Source organism: Alicyclobacillus fodiniaquatilis (assembly GCF_042678105.1).
Taxonomy (GTDB): Bacteria; Bacillota; Bacilli; order Alicyclobacillales; family Alicyclobacillaceae; genus Alicyclobacillus; species Alicyclobacillus fodiniaquatilis.
Window position 1 is genome coordinate 16298 of the sequence record NZ_JBHUCX010000001.1, and the last position, 23267, is coordinate 39564.

The 23267-nt window shown below is 51.2% G+C and carries 41 protein-coding genes; all 41 read right to left on the minus strand.

Annotated features, from left to right (window positions below; genetic code table 11):
- Nucleotides 1-41: 41 nt before the first annotated feature.
- The 41 genes from ACFSB2_RS00080 to ACFSB2_RS00280 all read right to left on the minus strand — a co-directional run bounded on the left by ACFSB2_RS00080 (nucleotide 42) and on the right by ACFSB2_RS00280 (nucleotide 23257).
- On the minus strand, nucleotides 42-512 hold the full coding sequence (locus ACFSB2_RS00080; protein ID WP_377940452.1) for a hypothetical protein: 471 nt from the start codon (nucleotides 510-512) through the stop codon (nucleotides 42-44).
- A 35-nt stretch (nucleotides 513-547) separates the two neighbouring features.
- A complete protein-coding gene (locus ACFSB2_RS00085; RefSeq protein ID WP_377940453.1) occupies nucleotides 548-1324 on the minus strand; it encodes an N-acetylmuramoyl-L-alanine amidase family protein in 777 nt (258 codons plus the stop codon).
- A gap of 319 nt (nucleotides 1325-1643) precedes the next feature.
- Nucleotides 1644-2036: a 30S ribosomal protein S9 gene (gene rpsI / locus ACFSB2_RS00090; RefSeq protein ID WP_377940454.1), complete on the minus strand. Its 393-nt coding sequence runs from the start codon at nucleotides 2034-2036 to the stop codon at nucleotides 1644-1646.
- Between the two features lie 15 nt (nucleotides 2037-2051).
- Nucleotides 2052-2495 carry a 50S ribosomal protein L13 gene (gene rplM, locus ACFSB2_RS00095; RefSeq protein ID WP_377940455.1) on the minus strand — a complete coding sequence of 148 codons (444 nt, stop codon included), beginning with the start codon at nucleotides 2493-2495 and terminating at the stop codon, nucleotides 2052-2054.
- Between the two features lie 93 nt (nucleotides 2496-2588).
- Entirely contained in the window at nucleotides 2589-3383 is a 795-nt protein-coding gene (truA, locus tag ACFSB2_RS00100) for a tRNA pseudouridine(38-40) synthase TruA (protein WP_377940456.1), read from the minus strand.
- A complete protein-coding gene (gene rplQ / locus ACFSB2_RS00105; protein ID WP_377940457.1) occupies nucleotides 3380-3745 on the minus strand; it encodes a 50S ribosomal protein L17 in 366 nt (121 codons plus the stop codon). The genes truA and rplQ overlap by 4 nt, the downstream gene beginning before the upstream one ends.
- Before the next feature lie 36 nt (nucleotides 3746-3781).
- Nucleotides 3782-4720, minus strand: a complete 939-nt coding sequence (locus tag ACFSB2_RS00110; RefSeq protein ID WP_377940458.1) for a DNA-directed RNA polymerase subunit alpha — start codon at nucleotides 4718-4720, stop codon at nucleotides 3782-3784.
- Nucleotides 4721-4783: 63 nt separating this feature from the next.
- Nucleotides 4784-5410, minus strand: coding sequence for a 30S ribosomal protein S4 (gene rpsD / locus ACFSB2_RS00115; RefSeq protein ID WP_377940459.1), 627 nt, complete (start codon nucleotides 5408-5410; stop codon nucleotides 4784-4786).
- A gap of 93 nt (nucleotides 5411-5503) precedes the next feature.
- Complete coding sequence (gene rpsK, locus ACFSB2_RS00120; protein WP_377940460.1) at nucleotides 5504-5911, minus strand: 30S ribosomal protein S11; 408 nt, start codon at nucleotides 5909-5911, stop codon at nucleotides 5504-5506.
- A gap of 16 nt (nucleotides 5912-5927) precedes the next feature.
- Nucleotides 5928-6296 (minus strand): 30S ribosomal protein S13, encoded by a 369-nt coding sequence (rpsM, locus tag ACFSB2_RS00125; protein WP_377940461.1) that lies wholly within the window; start codon nucleotides 6294-6296, stop codon nucleotides 5928-5930.
- Between the two features lie 119 nt (nucleotides 6297-6415).
- Nucleotides 6416-6529 (minus strand): 50S ribosomal protein L36, encoded by a 114-nt coding sequence (gene rpmJ, locus ACFSB2_RS00130; protein ID WP_008339738.1) that lies wholly within the window; start codon nucleotides 6527-6529, stop codon nucleotides 6416-6418.
- Between the two features lie 154 nt (nucleotides 6530-6683).
- Nucleotides 6684-6902: a translation initiation factor IF-1 gene (infA, locus tag ACFSB2_RS00135; RefSeq protein ID WP_268044904.1), complete on the minus strand. Its 219-nt coding sequence runs from the start codon at nucleotides 6900-6902 to the stop codon at nucleotides 6684-6686.
- Entirely contained in the window at nucleotides 6889-7224 is a 336-nt protein-coding gene (locus tag ACFSB2_RS00140) for a hypothetical protein (RefSeq protein ID WP_377940462.1), read from the minus strand. The genes infA and ACFSB2_RS00140 overlap by 14 nt, the downstream gene beginning before the upstream one ends.
- A gap of 11 nt (nucleotides 7225-7235) precedes the next feature.
- Nucleotides 7236-7886, minus strand: coding sequence for an adenylate kinase (locus ACFSB2_RS00145; protein ID WP_377940464.1), 651 nt, complete (start codon nucleotides 7884-7886; stop codon nucleotides 7236-7238).
- Between the two features lie 27 nt (nucleotides 7887-7913).
- Complete coding sequence (secY, locus tag ACFSB2_RS00150; RefSeq protein ID WP_377940465.1) at nucleotides 7914-9197, minus strand: preprotein translocase subunit SecY; 1284 nt, start codon at nucleotides 9195-9197, stop codon at nucleotides 7914-7916.
- Between the two features lies 1 nt (nucleotide 9198).
- A complete protein-coding gene (rplO, locus tag ACFSB2_RS00155) occupies nucleotides 9199-9642 on the minus strand; it encodes a 50S ribosomal protein L15 (RefSeq protein WP_377940466.1) in 444 nt (147 codons plus the stop codon).
- A 24-nt stretch (nucleotides 9643-9666) separates the two neighbouring features.
- A complete protein-coding gene (gene rpmD, locus ACFSB2_RS00160) occupies nucleotides 9667-9855 on the minus strand; it encodes a 50S ribosomal protein L30 (protein ID WP_377940467.1) in 189 nt (62 codons plus the stop codon).
- A gap of 12 nt (nucleotides 9856-9867) precedes the next feature.
- Nucleotides 9868-10365 carry a 30S ribosomal protein S5 gene (rpsE, locus tag ACFSB2_RS00165; protein ID WP_377940468.1) on the minus strand — a complete coding sequence of 166 codons (498 nt, stop codon included), beginning with the start codon at nucleotides 10363-10365 and terminating at the stop codon, nucleotides 9868-9870.
- 21 nt (nucleotides 10366-10386) lie between these two features.
- Complete coding sequence (gene rplR, locus ACFSB2_RS00170; protein WP_377940469.1) at nucleotides 10387-10743, minus strand: 50S ribosomal protein L18; 357 nt, start codon at nucleotides 10741-10743, stop codon at nucleotides 10387-10389.
- Between the two features lie 29 nt (nucleotides 10744-10772).
- On the minus strand, nucleotides 10773-11312 hold the full coding sequence (gene rplF / locus ACFSB2_RS00175) for a 50S ribosomal protein L6 (protein ID WP_377940470.1): 540 nt from the start codon (nucleotides 11310-11312) through the stop codon (nucleotides 10773-10775).
- 24 nt (nucleotides 11313-11336) lie between these two features.
- Complete coding sequence (rpsH, locus tag ACFSB2_RS00180; protein WP_377940471.1) at nucleotides 11337-11735, minus strand: 30S ribosomal protein S8; 399 nt, start codon at nucleotides 11733-11735, stop codon at nucleotides 11337-11339.
- Nucleotides 11736-11763: 28 nt separating this feature from the next.
- Nucleotides 11764-11949 (minus strand): type Z 30S ribosomal protein S14, encoded by a 186-nt coding sequence (locus ACFSB2_RS00185; protein WP_377940472.1) that lies wholly within the window; start codon nucleotides 11947-11949, stop codon nucleotides 11764-11766.
- A 25-nt stretch (nucleotides 11950-11974) separates the two neighbouring features.
- Complete coding sequence (rplE, locus tag ACFSB2_RS00190; protein WP_377940524.1) at nucleotides 11975-12520, minus strand: 50S ribosomal protein L5; 546 nt, start codon at nucleotides 12518-12520, stop codon at nucleotides 11975-11977.
- 24 nt (nucleotides 12521-12544) lie between these two features.
- On the minus strand, nucleotides 12545-12856 hold the full coding sequence (rplX, locus tag ACFSB2_RS00195) for a 50S ribosomal protein L24 (protein WP_377940525.1): 312 nt from the start codon (nucleotides 12854-12856) through the stop codon (nucleotides 12545-12547).
- A 47-nt stretch (nucleotides 12857-12903) separates the two neighbouring features.
- On the minus strand, nucleotides 12904-13272 hold the full coding sequence (gene rplN / locus ACFSB2_RS00200; protein ID WP_377940473.1) for a 50S ribosomal protein L14: 369 nt from the start codon (nucleotides 13270-13272) through the stop codon (nucleotides 12904-12906).
- 29 nt (nucleotides 13273-13301) lie between these two features.
- On the minus strand, nucleotides 13302-13562 hold the full coding sequence (rpsQ, locus tag ACFSB2_RS00205) for a 30S ribosomal protein S17 (protein WP_377940474.1): 261 nt from the start codon (nucleotides 13560-13562) through the stop codon (nucleotides 13302-13304).
- 19 nt (nucleotides 13563-13581) lie between these two features.
- Nucleotides 13582-13779 (minus strand): 50S ribosomal protein L29, encoded by a 198-nt coding sequence (rpmC, locus tag ACFSB2_RS00210; RefSeq protein ID WP_377940475.1) that lies wholly within the window; start codon nucleotides 13777-13779, stop codon nucleotides 13582-13584.
- Nucleotides 13766-14206, minus strand: a complete 441-nt coding sequence (rplP, locus tag ACFSB2_RS00215) for a 50S ribosomal protein L16 (protein ID WP_377940476.1) — start codon at nucleotides 14204-14206, stop codon at nucleotides 13766-13768. The genes rpmC and rplP overlap by 14 nt, the downstream gene beginning before the upstream one ends.
- A gap of 3 nt (nucleotides 14207-14209) precedes the next feature.
- Nucleotides 14210-14893, minus strand: coding sequence for a 30S ribosomal protein S3 (rpsC, locus tag ACFSB2_RS00220; RefSeq protein ID WP_377940477.1), 684 nt, complete (start codon nucleotides 14891-14893; stop codon nucleotides 14210-14212).
- A 6-nt stretch (nucleotides 14894-14899) separates the two neighbouring features.
- Nucleotides 14900-15250: a 50S ribosomal protein L22 gene (rplV, locus tag ACFSB2_RS00225; protein ID WP_377940478.1), complete on the minus strand. Its 351-nt coding sequence runs from the start codon at nucleotides 15248-15250 to the stop codon at nucleotides 14900-14902.
- 30 nt (nucleotides 15251-15280) lie between these two features.
- Entirely contained in the window at nucleotides 15281-15562 is a 282-nt protein-coding gene (gene rpsS / locus ACFSB2_RS00230; RefSeq protein ID WP_377940482.1) for a 30S ribosomal protein S19, read from the minus strand.
- Between the two features lie 38 nt (nucleotides 15563-15600).
- The gene (gene rplB / locus ACFSB2_RS00235; protein WP_377940483.1) at nucleotides 15601-16431 is read right to left on the minus strand and encodes a 50S ribosomal protein L2; all 831 of its coding nucleotides are present in this window, start codon (nucleotides 16429-16431) and stop codon (nucleotides 15601-15603) included.
- A 49-nt stretch (nucleotides 16432-16480) separates the two neighbouring features.
- Nucleotides 16481-16768, minus strand: a complete 288-nt coding sequence (gene rplW, locus ACFSB2_RS00240) for a 50S ribosomal protein L23 (protein WP_377940484.1) — start codon at nucleotides 16766-16768, stop codon at nucleotides 16481-16483.
- Complete coding sequence (rplD, locus tag ACFSB2_RS00245; RefSeq protein ID WP_377940486.1) at nucleotides 16768-17388, minus strand: 50S ribosomal protein L4; 621 nt, start codon at nucleotides 17386-17388, stop codon at nucleotides 16768-16770. Before rplD ends, rplW begins: the two co-directional genes overlap by 1 nt.
- Nucleotides 17389-17412: 24 nt before the next feature.
- The gene (gene rplC / locus ACFSB2_RS00250; RefSeq protein WP_377940487.1) at nucleotides 17413-18045 is read right to left on the minus strand and encodes a 50S ribosomal protein L3; all 633 of its coding nucleotides are present in this window, start codon (nucleotides 18043-18045) and stop codon (nucleotides 17413-17415) included.
- A 58-nt stretch (nucleotides 18046-18103) separates the two neighbouring features.
- Nucleotides 18104-18412 (minus strand): 30S ribosomal protein S10, encoded by a 309-nt coding sequence (gene rpsJ, locus ACFSB2_RS00255; RefSeq protein WP_268006156.1) that lies wholly within the window; start codon nucleotides 18410-18412, stop codon nucleotides 18104-18106.
- Nucleotides 18413-18638: 226 nt separating this feature from the next.
- Nucleotides 18639-19826, minus strand: a complete 1188-nt coding sequence (tuf, locus tag ACFSB2_RS00260) for an elongation factor Tu (protein WP_377940488.1) — start codon at nucleotides 19824-19826, stop codon at nucleotides 18639-18641.
- A 13-nt stretch (nucleotides 19827-19839) separates the two neighbouring features.
- The gene (fusA, locus tag ACFSB2_RS00265; protein WP_377940490.1) at nucleotides 19840-21915 is read right to left on the minus strand and encodes an elongation factor G; all 2076 of its coding nucleotides are present in this window, start codon (nucleotides 21913-21915) and stop codon (nucleotides 19840-19842) included.
- 32 nt (nucleotides 21916-21947) lie between these two features.
- Entirely contained in the window at nucleotides 21948-22418 is a 471-nt protein-coding gene (gene rpsG, locus ACFSB2_RS00270) for a 30S ribosomal protein S7 (RefSeq protein ID WP_377940492.1), read from the minus strand.
- 43 nt (nucleotides 22419-22461) lie between these two features.
- Nucleotides 22462-22878: a 30S ribosomal protein S12 gene (gene rpsL / locus ACFSB2_RS00275; protein WP_377940493.1), complete on the minus strand. Its 417-nt coding sequence runs from the start codon at nucleotides 22876-22878 to the stop codon at nucleotides 22462-22464.
- Between the two features lie 121 nt (nucleotides 22879-22999).
- The gene (locus ACFSB2_RS00280) at nucleotides 23000-23257 is read right to left on the minus strand and encodes a ribosomal L7Ae/L30e/S12e/Gadd45 family protein (protein WP_377940494.1); all 258 of its coding nucleotides are present in this window, start codon (nucleotides 23255-23257) and stop codon (nucleotides 23000-23002) included.
- Nucleotides 23258-23267: the final 10 nt, after the last annotated feature.

Here is a 23267-nt window from a genome sequence, read left to right on the forward strand (position 1 = left end):
TCATGCAGCCATCGAATCCAAATCCGAAAAAATCGATTTGATTAGTTGATTTTGGTCTCTTCACCTGCTTCGACCACTTCGTACTTCGGCGATTGGCCTTCAAGCCAATGGAGTTCAAACTTCACAGGCGGGTTGCGCGGGCCGACAAACCATAACGATTCCTCTGGCGCCAACAGATAAGGTGGATGGTTTAACGCTTCAGCATCAGACGGCCAGGTGGCTGGCTGTTGCTGACCAATATATAAAATAGGCAACGACTCGTCACTCCACGATTCGAGGGATACGTGCGCCAAGATCGTTGACGATTGGTTCGTGAGGCGATAGATTGGCTTGCCATACCATGTATTGTGCGTAAAGACCAGATGCAAGCGCCGGCTTTGTCCCACATTTTCGTGACGAACCTGCATCTTCAAAGGCTCCGCGCGAACAGACCAAGACCACGCCATCATGCTCCCTAAGAGAAAGAGCCCAATGGGTATGCCGACCAACAACCTGCACGCTGTTCGCTTCACCATGTTTCGCCCCTAACTCGTCGTTGCGTTGCAATCTATGTCAACACCGTCTTTGGCTTCTGCGTGTCGGACTGCCCTTCAAAATAGCGATTCAACGCCACATACATCGTCAAGGCGACCTTGTCCTGGTAACTTTCCTTTTGTAGCCAGTGTGCCTCCTCTGGGTTGGTGATAAACCCGATTTCCGCCAAGACAGCGGGGCCTTCTATCCGTTTGAGCAAATAGAGCGTCTGATTCGACTGAATGGAGCGCTTGGTCGATAATAGTGTCTGTTGAAAAGCCTGTTGCATCAAAGTCGCAAGCTGTTTGCCGTCATCATTGGTTCGCAGATACAACACTTGTGCGCCATGCCACGCTGGCGAAGGGGCAGCATTGCAATGAACAGATACAAACGCATCAATGGGTTGCTTTGTCACGACATCAAGTCTGCCCTTTAAATCCCCCATATGTCGCCGTTTGCGCATGCGGTCGTCCTCTGTGGCGAGATCCTTGTCTGTCGATCTCGTCATCACCACGGTCGCACCTGCTTCATGCAGATAATTGGTCAGTTTATGGGCGACGGCGAGCGTAATTTTCTTCTCTTGGACACTGCTCACACCGCGTGCGCCAGAGTCGCTTCCGCCATGTCCAGCGTCAACCACGATGGTTTTCCCTGCCAGACCGGGTGTTTGCAACACTGAACCAGCCTGCGAAGATGATGTCTGCACACAAGCAGCCATCACATTGGATTGCGGACCAACGAAGAAGCCCAACATCAGCAATGCAGAGAACATGCCAGTCATCTTCGGTAACACTTTCAACCATGTCGTCATTCCAAACTTCCCCCATTAACGATGCTCGCGCTGTTCACCGAAATCCGCGTCCATGTCCGGCACACCTTGCCTGGCACCAAAATTGACTCGTTCTCTATTCTGTGAACTACAACTTCATGCACGGAAATGTCTTATGTCCAGTATCTCCGATCCATAAAAGTTTATGTCATCTTCCTCTCCCACATGAAGTGTCGCCACACTACTTGTACTGTCAAAAATAGCACCTAAAATAGCAACATCATTGTCGTAAACCACCACATAAATAAAAACGAGCATCCCAGACGTGCCGGGATGCTCGTTTCTTCTCGTATGTTGTAATTTAACGCTTAGAGAACTGCGGCGCACGGCGAGCAGCTTTGAGACCGTATTTCTTACGTTCCTTCATGCGCGCGTCACGTGTCAACAAGCCAGCCTTTTTCAGCGTCTTGCGAAGCTCAGGGTCCACCTTGAGCAACGCGCGCGCAATCCCGTGACGAATTGCACCAGCTTGACCAGAAATGCCACCGCCGTATACATTCGCGTGCACATCGTACTGACCCAGCGTTTCAGTCAACAGCATCGGCTGTTTCACAATCAATTTCAGTGTTTCAAGGCCAAAATAATCATCCATTTGACGCTTGTTCACAGAGATGCTGCCATCCCCAGGAACCAAGCGCACACGAGCGACAGACGTTTTGCGCCGCCCAGTTGCCATGTACTGTAAACGAGCCAAGTTCTGTCCCTCCTATTATCCCTTGTTTGCCGGATCTAACGGCACTGGTTGTTGAGCTGCATGCGGATGTTCCGGACCAGCGTAGACCTTAAACTTTTTCAGTTGTTGACGGCCTAGCGTGTTATGCGGCAACATACCCCGTACAGCGTAGTACAAAACACGCTCTGGGTGCTTGTTCAGCATATCAGCAGCGCTCACTTCTTTAAGACCACCAGGATAACCGGAGTGACGGCGATACATCTTCGTCGATAACTTGTTACCTGTAAATTCCACTTTATCCGCATTGACAACAACGACAAAGTCGCCAGTGTCAACGTGCGGCGTAAATTCTGGTTTATGCTTGCCTCGCAGAATGGACGCAATATGTGTAGCCAAACGACCTACGCGCCAGCCCGTAGCATCGATGACATACCATTTACGTTCAACGCTGCCCGGCTTAGCCATATACGTCGTACGCATTAGTAGGTTCCCTCCGAATCAGTGATTTGACCTTTGACAGTAACGGGGAGTCAGCGGGTCAAATATACCTGCATAAGTCTATAACAAATGAAGTCACAGATCAAGTACTTTTCCACCATATTCAGGCGGATATTCGACATTCCACAAACACAATCCCTGCGGTGGCGCTGTTCTGCCAGCACTGGCACGTGAACGCACGCTCAACATGTCGGGTACCGCCGTGTCTAAAAATTTGCCAAGCCCTACATCCACCACGGTTCCGACCATGATTCTCACCATATACTGCAAGAAACCGTTGCCCTCACAATAAAACAATATCTCATCGTCCGTCTCTTCGATGTCAAAGCGATAAAGTGTGCGAATCTTGTTCTCTTGGGGAGCGGCTGCAGCGCAGAAACTGGTAAAATCATGCTCACCGACTAAATGATTTGCCGCTCGGCGCATCGCAGTGAGATCTAAGGCAGTGGGGACATTCCAAGTAAAACGATAGCGAAAGACATCTGGAATTTTCGACTTGTGCACCGAATAGCGATAGGATTTGCGCACCACGGAGAAACGGGCGTGAAAGCCACTGTCCACTTCTGTTGCCTGCACAGGGATGATATCCGCTGGCAAGCGTCTGGACAGCACATGCACATATCTGTCTGCCGTCGGCCCAAATGCCTGATCAAAATGAATAACTTGCGCCCGCGCATGGACACCTGCGTCTGTGCGGCCCGAGCCATGCACTTCCACAGGCACACCCAGCATGCCGCTGATGGTGTCTTCCAGCACGCCTTGCACCGTGCGCAAACCACTTTGACGCGCAAAGCCGTGGAAGCCGCTCCCGTCGTACGCGACGACGAGACGAATCCGCCCTCCACGGCCTGTATCACGCTCTACGCTCATTGCACCAGTTCAATCATTACCATCGGCGCTGCGTCACCACGACGCGCACCCAGTTTCACAATGCGTGTATAACCACCATTGCGTTCTTGGAAGCGCGGTGCGATGTCAGAAAACAACTTTTGGATTGCATCCTGGCTGTCTTCGCCTTCCAATTGCTCACGGCGAACATATTGTGCAACTTTGCGACGTGCATGCAAATCGCCACGTTTCGCCAATGTGATCATCTTGTCGGCAATAGACCGCAATTCCTTCGCCTTTGCTTCCGTCGTTTGAATGCGCTCGTACAATACGAGATCTGTGACCAAACTCCGAAAGAGCGCCTTCCGGTTTGAAGACGTACGATTCAGTTTCCGATAAGCCACTTTGTTCCCTCCTTCGCAGATGACATGAGGGGGACTTTAGTCCTCTTCACGAAGTCCCAGGCCCATTCCCTCTAACTTCTCAATAACTTCCTCTAAGGACTTGCGTCCGAGATTCCGTACTTTCATCATATCTTCTTCAGAACGCGAGCACAGTTCGGCAACCGTATTGATGCCTGCGCGCTTCAAACAATTGTAAGAACGAACCGAGAGATCCAATTCTTCAATTGGCATATCCATCACGCGGTCATTCTGTGCGCTTTCCTTCTCGACCATCATATCGGTATCTTTACCGCGATCAGTCAGCCCTACGAAGAGCATCAGATGATCCGTGAGTATCTTCGCCCCGACGCTGACTGCTTCGTCCGGTGCAACACTGCCGTCCGTCCAAATCTCCAGGGTCAGCTTGTCGTAGTCAGTCACTTGCCCCACACGCGTGTTTTCAACTGCAAAGTTGACGCGGGTGATCGGCGAGTAGAGTGAGTCGATTGGAATTAACCCAATTTCCTGTTCGTCCGGTTTATTGCGGTGCGCTGGCACATAACCGCGCCCTTGACCGGCGCGCAGTTCAATGTAAACACGCGCGCCTTCCGTCAATGTCGCGATGTGCAGGTCCGGATTCATGATGTCTACATCCGAATCGGCTCGAATGTCGGCGGCTGTAATGTCTCCCGGATGATCCGCGTCGATAATCAAGATTTTCTCTTCGTCGGAGTGAATTTTGAGCGAGAGCCGTTTGAGATTGAGAATGATTTCCGTAACGTCTTCGACCACGCCTGGAATTGTCGCAAATTCATGCAAAACGCCCTCAATCTTTACAGAACGAACTGCTGCGCCCGGAATGGAGGACAGCAAAATCCGCCGTAAAGAATTACCGAACGTCGTACCGTATCCACGTTCCAGAGGTTCGCAGACAAACTTCCCATAGTCCTCTGCCTGTTCCACAATCTCAATCCGCGGCTTCTCTATTTCAATCATTCATAATCCTCCTTCTCGACGCTCGGAACCGGTCGGTACATCCGTGCCCGTCACGCGCCCGGATTACCGCGAGTAGTGCTCAATAATCATCTGTTCTGCGATTGGTGTATCGATCTCTTCGCGCGCTGGTTTCCGCAAAACCTTGCCGTTCAACGCTTCGACATCCAGTTGCAGCCAAGCTGGTACCGTACGCCCTGTCAGCGCCTCTACCAATTCCTTCACGCGAGCAATTTCCCGGCTCTTCTCACGAACAGCCACAACATCGCCCTCGCTCACCAGGTAGGACGGAATGTTCACGCGACCACCATTCACATTGAAGTGCCCGTGGCGAATCAGTTGACGTGCCTCTGCACGTGAACCGGCGAGACCCAAACGAAACACCACATTGTCCAGACGACTCTCAAGCAACTCAAGCAGATTTTCGCCTGTTACACCGCGTCGACGCGCCGCTTCCTCGTAATATCGACCAAATTGATTTTCTAAGACGCCATAGTACCGACGCGCCTTTTGCTTCTCCCGCAACTGCTGACCGTACTCAGACGCGCGTTTGCGACCTTGTCCATGCTGACCAGGCGCATACGGGCGCTTGTCAACTGAACATTTCTCCGTCAGGCAACGTTCGCCTTTCAAGTACAGCTTAAGGCCTTCACGGCGGCACAAACGGCACACTGGCCCTGTATATCTTGCCATTCTAGTCTTGACACCTCCGATTTCATGTATACCTACGATGCATAAAACGAGTAAATTTTGCGCAATCTACCCTGTTTGTCGCAAAATGTATCCTTAGACACGACGACGCTTCGGAGGACGACAGCCATTGTGCGGAATTGGGGTTACATCACGAATGCCGCTGACCTCCAAGCCAGCAGCTTGCAATGCGCGAATTGCTGCTTCACGTCCGGCCCCAGGGCCTTTCACAGCAACTTCCACTGATTTCATGCCATGTTCCATCGCGGTGCGCGCAGCCGTTTCAGCAGCCATTTGAGCCGCATACGGCGTACTTTTACGAGAACCTTTAAACCCGACGTTACCAGCGCTCGACCAAGAGATGACTGCGCCAGTTGGGTCTGTGATGCTGACAATCGTATTGTTAAAGGTTGAGCGAATGTGCGCCACACCTGTTTCGACGTTTTTTCGATCGCGACGGCGTGGACGAGCAGTCGCCCCACGGCGTTGCTTCACTTTTGCCAAACGTTACACCTCCCGATTATTTCTTTTTACCAGCGACTGTACGACGTGGTCCTTTACGCGTACGAGCATTGGTTTTCGTGCGTTGACCGCGAACTGGCAAACCGCGACGATGACGAACGCCACGATAACATCCGATTTCTACCAGTCGTTTGATGTTCAGAGCGATTTCTCGACGCAAATCGCCTTCTACTTTGAGATTCTTGTCAATGGCATCACGCAAACGAATGACTTCTTCCTCTGTCAATTCGTTCACTCGACGATTCGGGTCAATCCCAGTCAAAGCAAGAATTTTGTTTGACGTCGTGCGACCGATGCCATAGATATAAGTCAAGCCGACTTCCACACGCTTATCACGCGGCAAATCGACGCCGGCAATACGAGCCATGTTGTCTGTCCACCTCCACATGTTTGTCAAAAATCTATAGAAACACGATTACAGTCCCATTGAAGGGATCAGCCGCGCTGTAGTCGTGGACGTAACATAACGAATCGTCAGGCCACGCCTTAACCCTGGCGTTGCTTGTGTTTCGGGTTTTCACAGATGACCATCACATTACCTTTGCGACGAATCACTTTGCACTTTTCGCACATTGGCTTGACAGAAGGCCGTACTTTCATCTAGAACCCTCCTCACTTGCGGTATCATACCGCATATTGCAGTCGAATACCAGTCTACCTTGCAAATCACCAATTTCCTTGATCCGCCATTTCGACTGGTTCATTGAAATCCCATGGCTCACAATTGAACCTATCGTAAAGTCGGGATCAATCGTCATTTGTAACGGTAGGTAATGCGGCCACGCGTCAAATCGTATGGAGACAACTCCACCGTAACGCGATCCCCCGGCAAAATTTTGATATAATGCATCCGGATTTTACCTGATACATGCGCCAAAATTTTATGACCGTTTTCCAGCTCCACGCGAAACATCGCGTTTGGCAACGGCTCAATTACCTTACCTTCAACCTCAATCACATCATCCTTCGCCACGAAACGCGCCTCCTTCTGCGCTCTCTTGTGCTATCGCCAAGCGCTCTTCCACAAACTTCCGGACCGCATATCGCAACTGTGCATTGTTGAACCGACCATCGCTCACCAACTTGCGAGCAAATTCCTCTGCGACATAAGATAAGTCGCGAACATGCATCACGTTCTTTTTCTTCGGTCGATCCGCTCGTCGAACCGACCCATCCGCAATCAAAAGGAACCGTTCATCTACATGTCCAACAACCACCGCGATGAGACCTGCATCACGACCTTGGACGACCTCTATGAGACTACCTATAGGTGGTAATTCTCTAGATCCGCTCATTGTCGCTGCACTCACCTCGCATACGCGGCCAGCACAGCCTGAACATCTTCGAATACCTGTTCAATCGGCTGAAGACCGTCGATTTGTCGCAATACGCCACGCTCCCGATAATATTCAATGAGGGGGGCGGTGTGCTTGTATTGTTCCAGACGCGTCTTCACCGCTTCTTCCGAATCATCTGAGCGTTGATACAGTTCCCCACCACATTTGTCACAGACACCTTCTTCTTTAGGAGGCTGGAAAATGACGTGGTACGTTGTACCGCATTGACGGCAGATCCTACGCCCCGTCAACCGCGCCAACAGTACATCCTCGGAAACATGAATGTAAAGAACGGCATCAATTGGCTTGCCTATCTCAGTCAGCATACCGTCGAGCGCGTCCGCCTGCTCAAGGGTACGTGGGAATCCATCCAGCAAGAATCCGCGCTGTGCATCCTCGTCCACGAGGCGCTCTTGCACCACCTTGATGGTGATCTCGTCTGGCACCAGTCGTCCACTGTTCAAGTAGGACTGAACCTGCTGCCCAAGCTCACCTCCAGACGCCACGGCGCGCCGGAACATGTCTCCAGTCGAAATGTGCGGGATGCCGAAATACGATTGAATTCGTTCGGCCTGCGTGCCTTTCCCAGCCCCAGGAAGACCAACGAGTATGACCTGCACGATATATCCCCCTTATTTCGCGACTCGCTAGCGAATAAACCCACGATACTTCCGTTGCAGCAATTGTCCTTCCATCTGCTGCATCGTCTGTAGAGCGACACCCACCAAAATAATCAGCGAGGTTCCACCCAGATAGAACGAAGACAGATTGATGGCTGACAACAACACGAACGGCAGCACCGAAATGAACCCCAGAAACAGCGAACCAAACACAGTCACACGGTTGATGACCTTTACAATGTACAGTTCCGTGTCGTATCCCGGGCGCACACCAGGAATGAAACCGGCGTGCTTTTGCAGTTGTTCCGCTAACTGCTGCGGATTGATTTGTACTTGCGTGTAGAAGAACGAGAAAGCGATGATCAGCACAACTTCGAGCGCCATATACCAGCCCGTATTCGGACTTAAATACCGGAGCACGAACGCAGCCCACGCGTGTGATTCAAAATAAGACGCAATGGTGTAAGGCAACACCAAGAGCGATACTGCGAAAATGACCGGAATCACGCCCGCTGCAATCACCTTGATGGGAATGTGTGTCTGTTGCCCGCTGTAAACGGTTCTGCCAACGACCCGTTTCGCGTATTGCACGGGAATTTTGCGCACCGCCTGCTGAACCAGGACAATCAGAACAAAAATAATCACAATCCCCAAGAGCAAAAGCAATACCTTTAACACCGACAGGAACAAGTGGCCGGATTGCCCCATAAACCAGTTTGTATAGACCGTCTGTCCCAAACCGCTAAAACGAGACAAGATGCCGACAAAGATAATGATGGATATCCCGTTGCCGACCCCTCGTTCAGTGATCATTTCACCGAACCACATCAACAGCGTGTCACCCGTTGCGAGTGTGACGATGATGATGATGTACGACCAAATGCCATGTACCAGCAAAAGGTTGCTCCGGTCGAACATATACGTAAATCCGATGGCTTGCACCAAGCCCAAGCCCACTGTCAGGTAACGCGTGATTTGCGTCAGCCGCTGCCGCCCCGACTCGCCTTCCTTCTGCCACTCTTCAAAGCGAGGTACAACCCCTGCCTGCAAGAGTTGGACAATGATGGAAGCGGTGATGTACGGCGTCACACTCATAGCAAATATCGAAAATCGATAAAACGCGCCACCAGAAAACATATCGAGCAAGTTGAACAACGCATTGTTGTCCTGACCGGAATTTAAAGCATTTACGTTCATGCCAGGTACCGGAATATATGTGCCTATCCGGTACACGGCAATCACCATCAATGTAAACAAAATCCGATTGCGAAGGTGTTTTAGACGCCACAAGTTCGCAATGGCGCTACCCACGTCAAATCACCTCAGCGGTTCCGCCAGCGGCCTCAATCTTTTCCTTTGCGGTCGCCGAGAACGCTTGTGCCTTCACAGTCAACTTCACGCTCAAATCCCCAGTACCGAGGATCTTCAAACCATCCAATGGCTCACGGATGATCCGCTTTGCGAGTAGAACCTCCGACGTGACCACAGTGTCTGCTTCGAGCGCGTTGAGTGCTTCTACGTTGACCGTAGCGTACTGTTTCGCAAAACGATCGTTGTTAAAGCCACGCTTCGGCAGGCGTTTGAAAAATGGCGTCTGGCCACCTTCAAAGCCAGGGCGCACACCACCGCCGGAACGAGCCCATTGACCCTTGTGACCACGCGTCGATGTTTTACCCATCCCCGAACTCGTACCACGTCCAACACGCTTGCGCGCGTGACGAGAGCCCGCTTTGGGCTTCAGTTCATGCAACTGCATCCTAGGACACCTCCTTCGTTTCGATTACGCGTCTTGTTCGACGACTTCAACGAGATGCGAAATTCGATTGACCATGCCGCGAATCACCGGTGTATCTTCGCGAACAACCGTTTGCTGGAGCTTCTTCAGTCCGAGCGCCACCGCAGTTTTACGTTGATTCTCGGGGCGGCCAACCGGGCTCTTCTTTAGCGTGATCGCCAATTTTTTCGCCATGTTGCCTCCTCCTTAACCGAGAATTTCTTCAACGCTCTTGCCGCGCAAACGCGCAACTTCATCAGCGCGCTTCAACTGCTTTAAAGCGTCGAGGGTCGCATGGACCATATTGATTGGATTCGTGGAACCCAGTGATTTTGTCACGATGTCCTTGATGCCAGCGAGCTCCAGCACTGCACGTGCAGGACCGCCGGCGATGACACCACTACCTTGTGGAGCTGGCTTGATCAAAACGCGGCCAGCGCCAAAGCGGCCAAGTGCCTCGTGCGGAATGGATGTCCGCTTCATTGGGACGTGAATCAGGTTCTTCTTCGCATCGTCGACTGCTTTGCGAATGGCGTCAGGCACTTCCTGTGCCTTGCCCATGCCAGCACCGACGTACCCGTTTTGGTCACCGACAACGACCAAAGCGGAGAAGGAGAAGCGACGTCCGCCCTTGACGACTTTAGCAACGCGATTTACTGAAACAAGGCGTTCCGACAACTCGAGTTGGTTTGGATCTACGCGCACGTTAACACCTTCCTCTCTATTTTAGAATTCGAGACCCGCTTCACGCGCTGCCTCTGCGAGTGCTTGAATACGACCATGATATAAGTAGCCACCGCGGTCAAAAACCACAGATTTGATACCCTTTTCCAGTGCACGCTTCGCAACGGCTTCCCCAATCTTGCGAGCTGCTTCAATGTTTCCACCCAAGCCGAAGTCCTTCTCGGACGACGATGCACTGGTCAATGTCACGCCTTTTACATCATCGATCACTTGCGCGTAAATGTGCTTGTTAGAACGAAACACATTTAAGCGTGGTCGCGCTGCTGTACCGGATACACGTGCCCGTACACGTACATGCCGACGCTTGCGCGCTACATTGCGATTTTGCTTCGTAATCAACCAGATTCACTCCTCTCACCGAACGCGGATTATTTCTTACCAGTCTTACCCACTTTACGGCGAACATTTTCGCCTTCATAACGAATCCCTTTTCCCTTGTAGGGTTCCGGTGGACGAAGTTCGCGAACTTTCGCTGCATACGAACCAACTAATTCTTTGTCAATGCCTTTGACGCTCAACTTGGTTTGCGCTGGGACATCAACTTCGATTCCCTCGACATTCGGCAATTCAACCGGGTGAGAGAAGCCAAGTGACAAAGTGATTTTTGCGCCGGATTTTGCCGCGCGATAACCGACGCCGACAAGATCCAGGTTCTTCGTGAAGCCGTTTGTGACGCCTTCAACCATATTCGCAATGACGCTGCGCGTCGTACCGTGCAACGCCCTGTGCTTCTTTTCATCGCTTGGACGTTCTACACGAATTTCATTTGTGTCAACAATGACGCTTATCTCGGGATGAACCAAGCGTTCCAGATTCCCCTTTGGGCCTTTCACACGAAGCGTGTTTCCATCAAGAACCACTTCCACGCCTGATGGAACCGCAATGGGTTTACGTCCTATACGGGACATACCTACACCTCCAATCCTGCTAAATTACCAAACGTAGCAAAGCACTTCGCCGCCGATGCCCGCTTGACGCGCTTCACGGTCAGTCAGAATGCCTTTTGACGTAGACAGAATTGCAACACCAAGGCCGCCAAGCACACGCGGAATACTGTCATGATTGACGTAAACGCGAAGGCCTGGCTTGCTGATGCGCTTCAATCCGGTGATGACGCGCTCTTGACCTTTACCGTACTTCAAGAACACACGAATCACACCTTGATGCGTATCTTCAACGAACTCCGCATCTCGAACGTAGCCCTCACGTTTGAGAATTTCAGCGATTGAACGCTTTATGTTCGAGCCTGGGATTTCAACTTTTTCATGACGCACTTGATTCGCATTGCGAATCCGGGTCAACATATCCGCAATCGGATCGGATATCACCATGATTCAATGCCCTCCTTCCGCGAGAAATTTACCAACTTGCTTTTTTAACACCCGGCAGCTGTCCTTTGTATGCCAGCTCGCGGAAGCAGATACGGCAGACACCGAATTTGCGCAATACCGAATGCGGACGCCCGCAAACGCGGCACCGTGTATAGGCACGTGTGCTGAACTTCGGGCTGCGCTGTGCTTTCGCGATCATCGACTTTTTAGCCACGGTCTCTACCTCCTCGTTCGTTTATTTATGACTTCCGGAATGGCATGCCCATCTCTGTCAAGAGCGAACGTGCCTCCTCGTCGGTCTTTGCAGAGGTGACGACGACCACTTCCATGCCGCGCACCTTGTCGATCTGGTCATAATCGATTTCCGGGAAGATCAGTTGCTCCCGCAAACCCAGTGTGTAGTTGCCACGACCGTCAAACGCACGCGGTGAAACCCCACGGAAGTCGCGCACACGAGGCAGTGCAACATTCATCAATTTATCGAGAAAATGGTACATGCGTTCTCCACGCAAAGTGACCTTTGTGCCAATTGGCATCCCTTCACGCAGACGGAAGCCGGCAATCGACTTTTTCGCCCTTGTAATGACAGGCTTTTGACCTGTAATGATGCTCAATTCCTCGACTGCACTGTCAATCACTTTCGGGTTTTGCGTCGCTTCACCCAAACCCATGTTAATCACAACTTTTTCAACGCGTGGTGCCTGTAAAGCATTCTTGTACGAGAATTGATTTACGAGGTTCGGCACGACCTCATTGCGGTACATATCATACAAACGAGCCACTATTGTACCTCCCTTCACCTGGCTACTTTAGTCCAATGTTTCGCCAGACTTTTTTGCGTAACGAACTTTCTTTCCATCTTCCAAGAACTTAAACCCGACGCGCGTTGCGCCGCCTGTCTTGGGATCTGCAATTGCCACGTTGGATACGTGAATGGAAGCTTCCTTCTCAAGAATGCCGCCGTCCGGATTTGCAGCGCTCGGTTTCGAGTGGCGCTTCACAATGTTCACGCCTTCGACCAATACGCGTTGTTCCTTCGGGAACACCTTCAGAACACGGCCGCTCTTCGCCTTGTCCTTGCCAGCGATGACGACGACCTTATCTCCAGTTTTCACACGCATTTTTGCCACGGTTGACACCTCCCACATCAGCACTATCGTCGTACACTTTAAAGAACTTCCGGTGCCAGCGAGATAATCTTCATGAAATCCCGTTCACGCAACTCACGTGCGACCGGACCAAAAATACGCGTCCCACGCGGACTCTTATCCTCACGGATAATCACCGCTGCATTTTCCTCAAAGCGAATGTGCGATCCGTCATTGCGACGATAACCGCGTTTACTCCGGACAACAACCGCCTTTACAACATCACCCTTCTTGACAACGCCACCGGGTGTTGCACTCTTAACGGACGCAATGATGATGTCACCAATGTTCGCCGTCTTGCGGTTCGATCCACCCAGCACGCGGAAACACATAATTTCCTTCGCACCAGAGTTATCAGCGACCACCAGACGCGTCTGTGGTTGAATCATGCGGCATCCTCCCTTCTCTCAAGCAGGCTTCAGATGATAACTGCCTTTTCTATCACTTCAACCAAGCGCCAGCGCTTGTCTTTGCTCAACGGACGCGTCTCAGCAATGCGTACTGTATCGCCAATCTTCGCCTCATTATTCTCATCGTGCGCCTTGAACTTCTTTGTGCGACGAATGGTCTTGTTGTACAAACGGTGTTTCACGTTATCTTCAACAGCAACCACAATGGTCTTATCCATTTTGTCACTTACCACTTTGCCAACGCGTACCTTGCGTTCATTCCGTTCCACGAAACGACCTCCTTTCGTGTTAGCTAATTCCCAATTCGCGCTGACGCAAAATTGTTTTTACCCGCGCGATATCCTTCCGCACTTGGCGAATCCGCATTGGATTCTCCAACTGACCTGTGGCGAGTTGAAAGCGGAGGTTGAACAGTTCGCCCTTCAACTCATCCACACGGCTCTCCAACTCTTCACTGCTCAAACCGACCAGTTCAGTTGCTTTCATTTGCGTCACCACCCACTTGACTGCTGCGTGTAATGAACTTGGTCTTAATCGGCAACTTGTTTGCTGCAAGACGCATCGCTTCACGCGCAATTTCTTCAGGCACACCTGCCAGTTCAAACATCACACGACCTGGCTTAACCACGGCAACCCACTTCTCCGGAGAACCTTTACCGCTACCCATCCGCGTTTCAGCAGGTTTCTGGGTCACTGGCTTGCTCGGGAAAATTTTAATCCACACTTTACCACCACGACGGATATAACGCGTCATCGCGATACGAGCTGCTTCGATTTGACGGTTTGTAATCCAAGCTGCTTCGAGCGCCTGCAAACCGAATTCACCGAACGCGATCTCGTTGCCGCCCTTTGACTGACCTGTCATCCGACCGCGGTGCTCTTTTCTATGCTTGACGCGCTTGGGCATCAACATCGCTTACCTACCTCCTTCTGGGGCAGTTTGCGGTGCTTCCGCTGCAGACTTGTTGCGCTGCGGGAGGATTTCACCGCGATAGACCCACACCTTCACACCAATTCGACCGTACGTCGTATGTGCTTCAGCCAACGCATAATCGATATCAGCACGCAATGTATGAAGAGGAACTGTGCCTTCAGAGTAACCTTCAGTACGCGCAATTTCCGCACCGCCAAGACGGCCAGAAACCTGTACGCGAACACCTTTTGCGCCTGCGCGCATCGAGCGTTGAATCGCCTGCTTCAACGCACGGCGGAATGACACCCGGCGTTCCAATTGCAGCGCAATGTTTTCAGCTACGAGCTTTGCAGCCAAATCTGGCACTTTAATTTCCGAGATGGAAATGTGCACTCGTTTCCCCGTCAGGTGATTCAAATTGTTGCGAAGTGCATCTACTTCTGAACCGCCTTTGCCGATAACCATACCGGGTTTGCCAGTATGAATCGTGACGTTGATGCGATTTGCCGCACGCTCAATGTCCACAGAAGACACAGCAGCGTCCTTCAAGCGACCAGCAACGTAGTTGCGGATTTTCAGGTCTTCATGAAGAAGATCTTGATAGTCCTTTTTGTTCGCAAACCACTTTGCTTCCCAATCGCGAATAATACCGATTCGCAGACCAACTGGGTTGACCTTTTGACCCATGCCGGATTATCCCTCCTTCTTCTCAGCAACCACGACCGTAACATGGCTGGTACGTTTTAAAATGCTGTACGCACGACCTTGTGCACGCGGATGGAACCGTTTCAGGGTTGGCCCCTCATCCACGTAAACTTCCTTGACGAACAAGCGGCTCGCATCCAAATTGTGGTTGTTTTCAGCGTTTGCAATTGCAGACTTCAACACTTTTTCCACAACCGGCGAACCAGCCCGCGGTGTAAATTTCAGAATCCCAAGCGCCTCGTCCGTGTCTTTCCCACGAATCAAATCCACTACCAAACGCACTTTGCGCGGCGCAATACGAATGTACTTTGCAACAGCGCGGGTTTGCGTGGCCTCCATACGTCCAACCTCCTTACCTATCAAGTTCTCTTAACGGGAACGAGATGACTTTTCATCGCCAGCGTGTCCCTTGAATGTGCGAGTAGGAACAAATTCACCAAGCTTGTGTCCTACCATGTCCTCACTCACGTAGACCGGCACGTGCTTGCGTCCATCATGCACAGCAAATGTGTGGCCAACAAATTGCGGGAAAATGGTCGAACGACGCGACCATGTTTTAATCACCTTTTTGTCGCCAGCCGTGTTTTGGGCTTCCACCTTCTTCATGAGGTGGTCATCGCAAAACGGTCCTTTTTTAAGCGAACGAGTCAATGTGGTGTGCCTCCCTTCCTAAAACCTAGCCAAGCAAATTACTTCGTACGACGACGCACAATATACTTGTCCGAAGGATGATTCTTTTTGCGAGTCTTTTTGCCAAGCGTCGGCTTGCCCCATGGAGACATCGGAGATTTCCGACCGATTGGCGCACGACCTTCGCCACCACCGTGCGGGTGATCCACAGGGTTCATGACAGAACCGCGAACGGTTGGGCGATGGCGCAACCAACGACTGCGACCCGCTTTACCAATGTTGATGTTCTCGTGATCCAAGTTACCAACCTGGCCAAGTGTCGCACGGCATTCAATGCGAACACGGCGCACTTCGCCTGATGTCAGACGAATGGTCGCATAGACCCCTTCTTTGGCCATCAACTGTGCAGAGGTACCCGCTGCACGCACCAACTGACCGCCTTTACCAGGCTTCAGCTCGATGTTGTGAATCACTGAACCAACCGGGATATTTGCAATTGGCAACGCATTGCCTACACGAATGTCCGCATCTGGACCGGACTGAATTTTGTCGCCGACCTTCAACCCATTCGCAGCCAAAATGTAGCGCTTTTCGCCATCCACATAGTGGAGAAGCGCGATACGAGCAGACCGATTTGGATCATACTCAATTGTCGCAACCTTCGCCGGGATCCCATCTTTATTCCGTTTGAAGTCAATGATACGATAGCGACGTTTGTGTCCACCGCCTTGGTGGCGAACAGTGATCTTACCCTGGTGATTGCGTCCAGCACGATTCTTGAGTGGAGCAAGCAGGGATTTCTCCGGCGTATCTGTGGTGATCTCTTCAAATGAAGACACAGACATGAAGCGCCGACCCGGTGACGTCGGGCGATACTTCTTTACAGCCACACTGACAACCTCCTTTGTTGAATCAAGTTGCAATATTTATCAGACGTTTTTACGCTTCGCCAAAAAAGTCAATCGGGTTCGACTCAGGCGTCAGCTTGACAATTGCTTTTTTTCGATCAGAAGTCCGACCCACGTGACGGCCAACGCGTTTTTGCTTGCCTGTTTGATTCAGCGTGTTGACCTGTGCAACCTTCACATCGAACAATTTTTCGATCGCTTTGCGAATTTCAACCTTATTCGCACGGCGGTCAACTTCAAAAACATACTTGTTTTCTTCCATCAACTCTGTTGCACGTTCCGTGATAATCGGACGTTTAATGAGGTCGCGCGCATCCATTATGCGAACACCTCCTCAACCTTGGCAACTGCATCCTTCGTCAACACGAGATGTTCGTAACGAAGAATCTCGTAGACATTAATCCCACTTGCGTCCATGTACTTGACACCTTGAATGTTGCGAGTGGACAGAAATGCCGCTTGCAACTTCTCGCCGTCGACAATCAACGCTTTGTTGAGATTAAACTGATTCAGTACAGCCACCATATTTTTTGTCTTTGGCTCAACAATGCCCAAGTCATCCAACACGAGCACCTTGCCCTCAGCGAACTTGGAAGACAATGCACTGTACAGCGCTTGGCGACGAACCTTTTTCGGCACAGAGAACGCGTATGAACGCGGTGTTGGCCCAAAGACAACGCCACCGCCCTTCCACTGCGGTGAGCGAATGCTTCCTTGACGAGCGCGCCCTGTTCCCTTTTGGCGCCATGGCTTGCGGCCACCGCCAGCCACTTCAGAGCGATTTTTCACTTTGTGTGTACCACTGCGGCGGGCTGCAAGATACTGCAAAACCACCTGGTGCATCAAATCAGAACGAACAGGCGCACTAAACAACCGCTCATTCAGTTCAACTTCAGAAACTTGTTCGCCTGCAACGTTATAGACTGCTACCGTCGGCATCAATTTGCCTCCTTTCAAACCGTCTTATTGTGTGACCTTCACAGCTGAACGCACGGTCACGTACGAATTTCTCGGCCCAGGAACGGAACCTTTGACCAACAAAACGTTCTTTTCCGTATCTACACGGACAATTTCAAGGTTTTGAACAGTGATCCGCTCTCCACCCATCCGACCAGCCATGGTCTGTCCTTTGAATGTACGGTTCGGCGCCACAGCACCAAGTGAACCTACGCCACGGTGATACTTTGAACCGTGAGACATCGGACCACGATGTTGATTGTGCCGTTTAATCGGACCAGCGTAGCCCTTCCCTTTCGACACGCCAATCACGTCTACAGCGTCACCCACCGCAAACACATCAGCTTTCAGCTGTTGTCCAACTTCATAGTCAGACAAGTTCACGCCGCGAAATTCACGCACAAAGCGTTTCGGTGCAGTCCCCGCCTTTTCAGCGTGACCTTTTTCAGCTTTTGTAGCACGGTTCGCTTTTTGATCCGCAAACCCAACTTGAATGGCCTCATAGCCGTCTACAGCTTCTTCCCTCTTCTGCAGGACAACGCATGGACCAGCCTCAATCACAGTCACTGGAATAACCTGTCCTTCTTCCGTAAAGACCTGCGTCATTCCAAGTTTACGACCGAGAATCCCTTTCATCATGTGCACCTCCCAAGGCAGACATCCAAATGCAACGGTACCACGTGTATCACTTCATCATTTAGAGCTTAATTTCAATATCGACGCCTGACGGCAGATCTAACCGCATCAGCGAATCAACGGTCTGTGGCGTCGGATTGTTTATATCGATCAGACGCTTGTGCGTGCGCATTTCAAACTGTTCGCGTGAATCTTTGTACTTGTGTGGTGCGCGCAAGATGGTGTACACTTCGCGCTCAGTCGGCAGCGGTATCGGTCCTGAAACCTTTGCGCCGGAACGTTTTGCCGTATCGACAATACGTTCAGCAGACTGGTCAAGAATTTGGTGATCATAAGCTTTCAGTCGAATGCGGATCTTTTGCTTAGCCATATGTTTTCCCTCCTTTATCGCCCAATTCGTTGGACATACTCCACAGAAATTCCCCCATCGGTATCCCATATGGCTATGGACACTTAGGCAACCTTCTGCTTCATCGCAATAAAAGACCAACATGCGGTATTATACTAAAACAATTGCCTAATGACAAGAAAAAGGTTGAAAAAAATCCGAGGCAAGTTTGCTCGCCTCGGATTTTCTTAAATATATGAACTCACACTTACTTCGTAATCGTAGCTACGACGCCAGATCCGACCGTACGGCCACCTTCGCGAATGGAGAAGCGTGTACCTTCTTCAACAGCGATTGGCGCGATAAGTTCTACCTTCATGCCGATGTTGTCGCCAGGCATTACCATTTCGGTACCTTCTGGAAGCGTAACAACACCCGTCACGTCCGTCGTACGGAAGTAGAACTGCGGGCGGTAACCGTTAAAGAACGGTGTATGACGTCCACCTTCTTCTTTCGTCAGGACGTAAACTTCTGCGGAGAACTGTGTGTGTGGGTTGATGCTACCAGGCTTACAAACAACCTGTCCACGCTCAATGTCCTTACGCTCTACGCCACGGAGCAGAGCGCCAATGTTGTCACCAGCTTGTGCAGAGTCGAGCAGTTTGCGGAACATCTCAATACCGGTAGCAACCGTTTTGCGGCGCTCTTCGTGCAAACCGACAATCTCAACTTCGTCGCCAACCTTCAAGCCGCCACGTTCGACACGGCCTGTAGCAACCGTACCGCGACCAGTGATGGTGAAGACGTCCTCGACCGGCATCAAGAAAGGCTTGTCAGTATCGCGTTCTGGCGTTGGGATATAGCTGTCAACTGCATCCATTAATTCTTCAATCTTGGTAACATAAGCCGGGTCACCTTCGAGGGCGCGCAGTGCGGACCCGCGGATAACCGGAATGTCGTCGCCTGGGAATTCGTATTCGTTCAACAACTCGCGAACTTCCATTTCGACGAGTTCGAGCAATTCTTCGTCGTCTACCATGTCACACTTGTTCAAGAAGACAACCAAGTAAGGCACGCCGACATTGCGTGAAAGCAAGATGTGCTCGCGTGTTTGCGGCATCGGGCCATCAGCAGCGGACACAACGAGGATTCCGCCGTCCATTTGCGCAGCGCCGGTAATCATGTTCTTGACGTAGTCGGCGTGGCCTGGGCAGTCAACGTGCGCATAGTGACGCGCATCTGTCTCGTATTCCACGTGTGCGGTGTTGATGGTAATACCGCGTTCACGCTCTTCAGGAGCCTTGTCGATTTCATCATATTTTTGTGCATCTGCTTTACCTTTGGAAGCTTGCACAGCGGTAATCGCTGCCGTCAACGTGGTTTTACCATGGTCGACGTGGCCGATGGTACCAATATTTACGTGTGGTTTGCTACGATCAAATTTTGCTTTTGCCACCGAAATTCACTCCTTATTCGCCTTTGCTCTTCTTAATAATTTCTTCTGCAATGCTCTTCGGCACTTCTTCATACGCAGCCAACTCCATCGCAAAGACACCGCGCCCTTGGGTGCGAGAACGAAGCGATGTAGAGTAACCGAACATCTCTGAAAGCGGCACAAAGCCACGTACGATGCTCGTGTTGCCGCGCGTGTCCATGCCTTCTACGCGACCACGCCGGGAATTGATGTCACCCAAAATATCGCCCATATATTCCTCTGGGACAGTGACTTCAACCTTCATGACAGGTTCTAAGAGCGCAGGACCAGCTTTGAGCGCCCCAGCTTTCAATGCCATGGAACCGGCAATTTTAAACGCCATTTCTGACGAGTCGACGTCGTGATAAGAACCGTCGTACAATGACGCTTTCACATCGACAAGCGGGTAACCGGCGATGACACCGTTACGCATTGCCTCGTGAATGCCATCTTCGACAGCTGGGATGTATTCCCTCGGAATCGCACCACCGACAACCTTGTTTTCAAAGACAAATCCTTCGCCGCGTTCCAACGGTTCGAAAATGACTTTGACGTGACCATATTGACCACGGCCACCAGACTGACGGACAAACTTGCCTTCCTGGTCAACGCGCTTCGTGATGGTCTCTTTGTAGGCAACCTGCGGGCGACCTACGTTACATTCAACACGGAACTCGCGCTGCAGGCGGTCAACAATAACTTCCAAGTGCAATTCGCCCATGCCTTGAATGATGGTCTGACCTGTTTCCTGATCAGTGTAGGTTTTAAAGGTCGGATCTTCTTCAGCCAACTTGGCCAAAGCGATGCCCATCTTGTCTTGGTCTGCCTTTGTTTTCGGCTCAATGGAAATCGAGATAACTGGATCTGGGAATTCCATTGACTCCAACAGAACGACACTCTTTTCATCGCAAAGCGTATCACCTGTTGTCGTGTCTTTCAAACCAACCGCCGCAGCGATGTCACCAGAGTAAACCTGTGTGATTTCCTCACGGTGATTCGCGTGCATCTGCAGAATGCGACCGATGCGCTCGCGTTTGCCCTTTGTGGAATTCAACACGTACGATCCGCTCTCCAAAATACCGGAGTATACGCGGAAGAACGCAAGTTTACCCACAAACGGGTCTGTCATGATTTTGAAGGCAAGTGCTGAAAACGGCTCTTCATCTGAAGAGTGGCGTTCAATCTCTTCACCTTCAGGTGTTACACCTTTAATCGCCGGTACGTCAGTCGGCGCCGGCAGATAAGCAACAACCGCATCAAGCATCATTTGGACGCCCTTGTTGCGGTATGAAGAACCACAAAGTACAGGGAAGATTTCCACATTACAGGTTCCCTTGCGAAGCGCCGCTTTAATTTCAGGAATCGTAATTTCTTCGCCTTCCAGGTACTTCATCATCAGTTCTTCATCCAGCTCAGCGACTGCTTCCAGCAATTCATTGCGTTTTTCCTCCGCCAATTCTTTCAAATCAGCTGGAATTTCAGTATCCTCCGAGTGCGTGCCCAAGTCATCTGTATAAATGATGGCTTTGTTCTCGACCAAGTCCACAATTCCTGTGAAATGATCTTCAGCGCCAATCGGAAGTTGAATCGGAACTGCGTTTGCGCCCAAGCGGCCTTTCATTTGAGCAACACATTCCAAGAAGTCCGCTCCAATGATGTCCATCTTGTTCACATATGCGATACGAGGAACATGATACTTGTCCGCTTGTCGCCAAACCGTCTCTGATTGTGGCTCAACGCCGCCCTTTGCATCAAAAACCGCGCACGCGCCATCGAGCACGCGCAAGGAACGCTCAACTTCTACCGTGAAGTCCACGTGTCCAGGCGTGTCGATGATGTTAATGCGGTGGTCTTTCCACTGAGCAGTCGTAGCAGCAGACGTGATGGTGATACCGCGCTCTTGTTCCTGAACCATCCAGTCCATTGTAGCAGCACCATCGTGTACTTCCCCGATTTTGTGCACCCGACCAGTATAGAACAGAATACGCTCAGTGGTGGTGGTTTTACCAGCATCGATATGCGCAATGATACCGATATTTCGCGTTCTCTCAAGCGGGAATTCGCGCGCCATCTCGCCGCCTCCTTCCAGGTTATGAATCTATTCTACCAACGGTAGTGAGCAAACGCTTTGTTCGCTTCAGCCATCCGGTGTGTATCTTCGCGTTTGCGAACAGCACCGCCGGTGTTGTTGGCTGCGTCCAATAGTTCGTTCGCCAATTTTTCTTCCATCGTCTTCTCCCCGCGAAGGCGAGAATAGTTGACCAACCAACGCAAGCCAAGCGTGATGCGGCGGTCATTGCGCACTTCAATTGGAACTTGGTAGTTGGAGCCGCCAACGCGGCGAGCTTTCACTTCCAGCACAGGCATGATGTTGCGCATAGCTGTTTCAAATACTTCTAGTGGGTCCTTGCCAGAACGCTCGCGAATGGTTTCAAACGCATTGTAAACGATGCGTTGTGATACACCTTTCTTCCCGTCAAGCATCACCTTGTTGATGAGGCGTGATACGAGTTTGTTCCCATATAGCGGATCCGGCAGAACGTCCCGCTTCGGTACAGGTCCTTTACGTGGCACGGAGCACCCTCCTTTCTTTATCACAAATTCATGTCATCTTAAATTACTTTTGCTTCGGGCGCTTTGCACCATATTTCGAACGACCTTGCATGCGATCCTTCACGCCAGCGGTGTCAAGCGCACCACGAACGATATGATAACGCACACCTGGCAAGTCCTTTACACGACCGCCGCGCACAAGCACGACCGAGTGTTCTTGCAAGTTGTGGCCAATCCCCGGAATATACGCGGTGACCTCAATCGTATTGGTCAACCGAACACGCGCATACTTACGAAGCGCCGAGTTCGGCTTTTTCGGGGTCATTGTGCCTACACGCGTGCAGACACCGCGTTTTTGCGGCGACGGCAAGTCTGTCAAAGACTTCTGTTGGCTGTTGTACCCCTTTTGCAGTGCCGGTGCTGTCGATTTCTTAAGGACATCCTTGCGACCCTTACGAACGAGCTGATTAATCGTCGGCATTACTGCACCTCCTCTCAAGTCCAACAAAGTGATTTTGCACAAATCCACTCAAGCCCACAGAGCCTGGTGGTTCATGTTTGAGCAAACAAAAACCCACGCCACATACCAAACCCAGCCAGCATCAATTCAGGATGATGCTCGCCGTCGCTGCTCCAACTTCAATACCGCAAGCCTTGCCAAGTTGACGCATGGTATCCACCCAAACAATTGGCACGGTGTTTTTCTCCGCCAATTGCTCTACAGGCGACACCACGTGCTGCTCAGCATCTCTTGCAATATAAACACAGGTAACCTGCGCCCCAAACTGCTTGAGCAACTTTAAAGTCTGATTCGTGCCTATGGTTTTCTTCCTCGCTTGGCGTATGTCGTCAAGTGACACCGCACGAGCC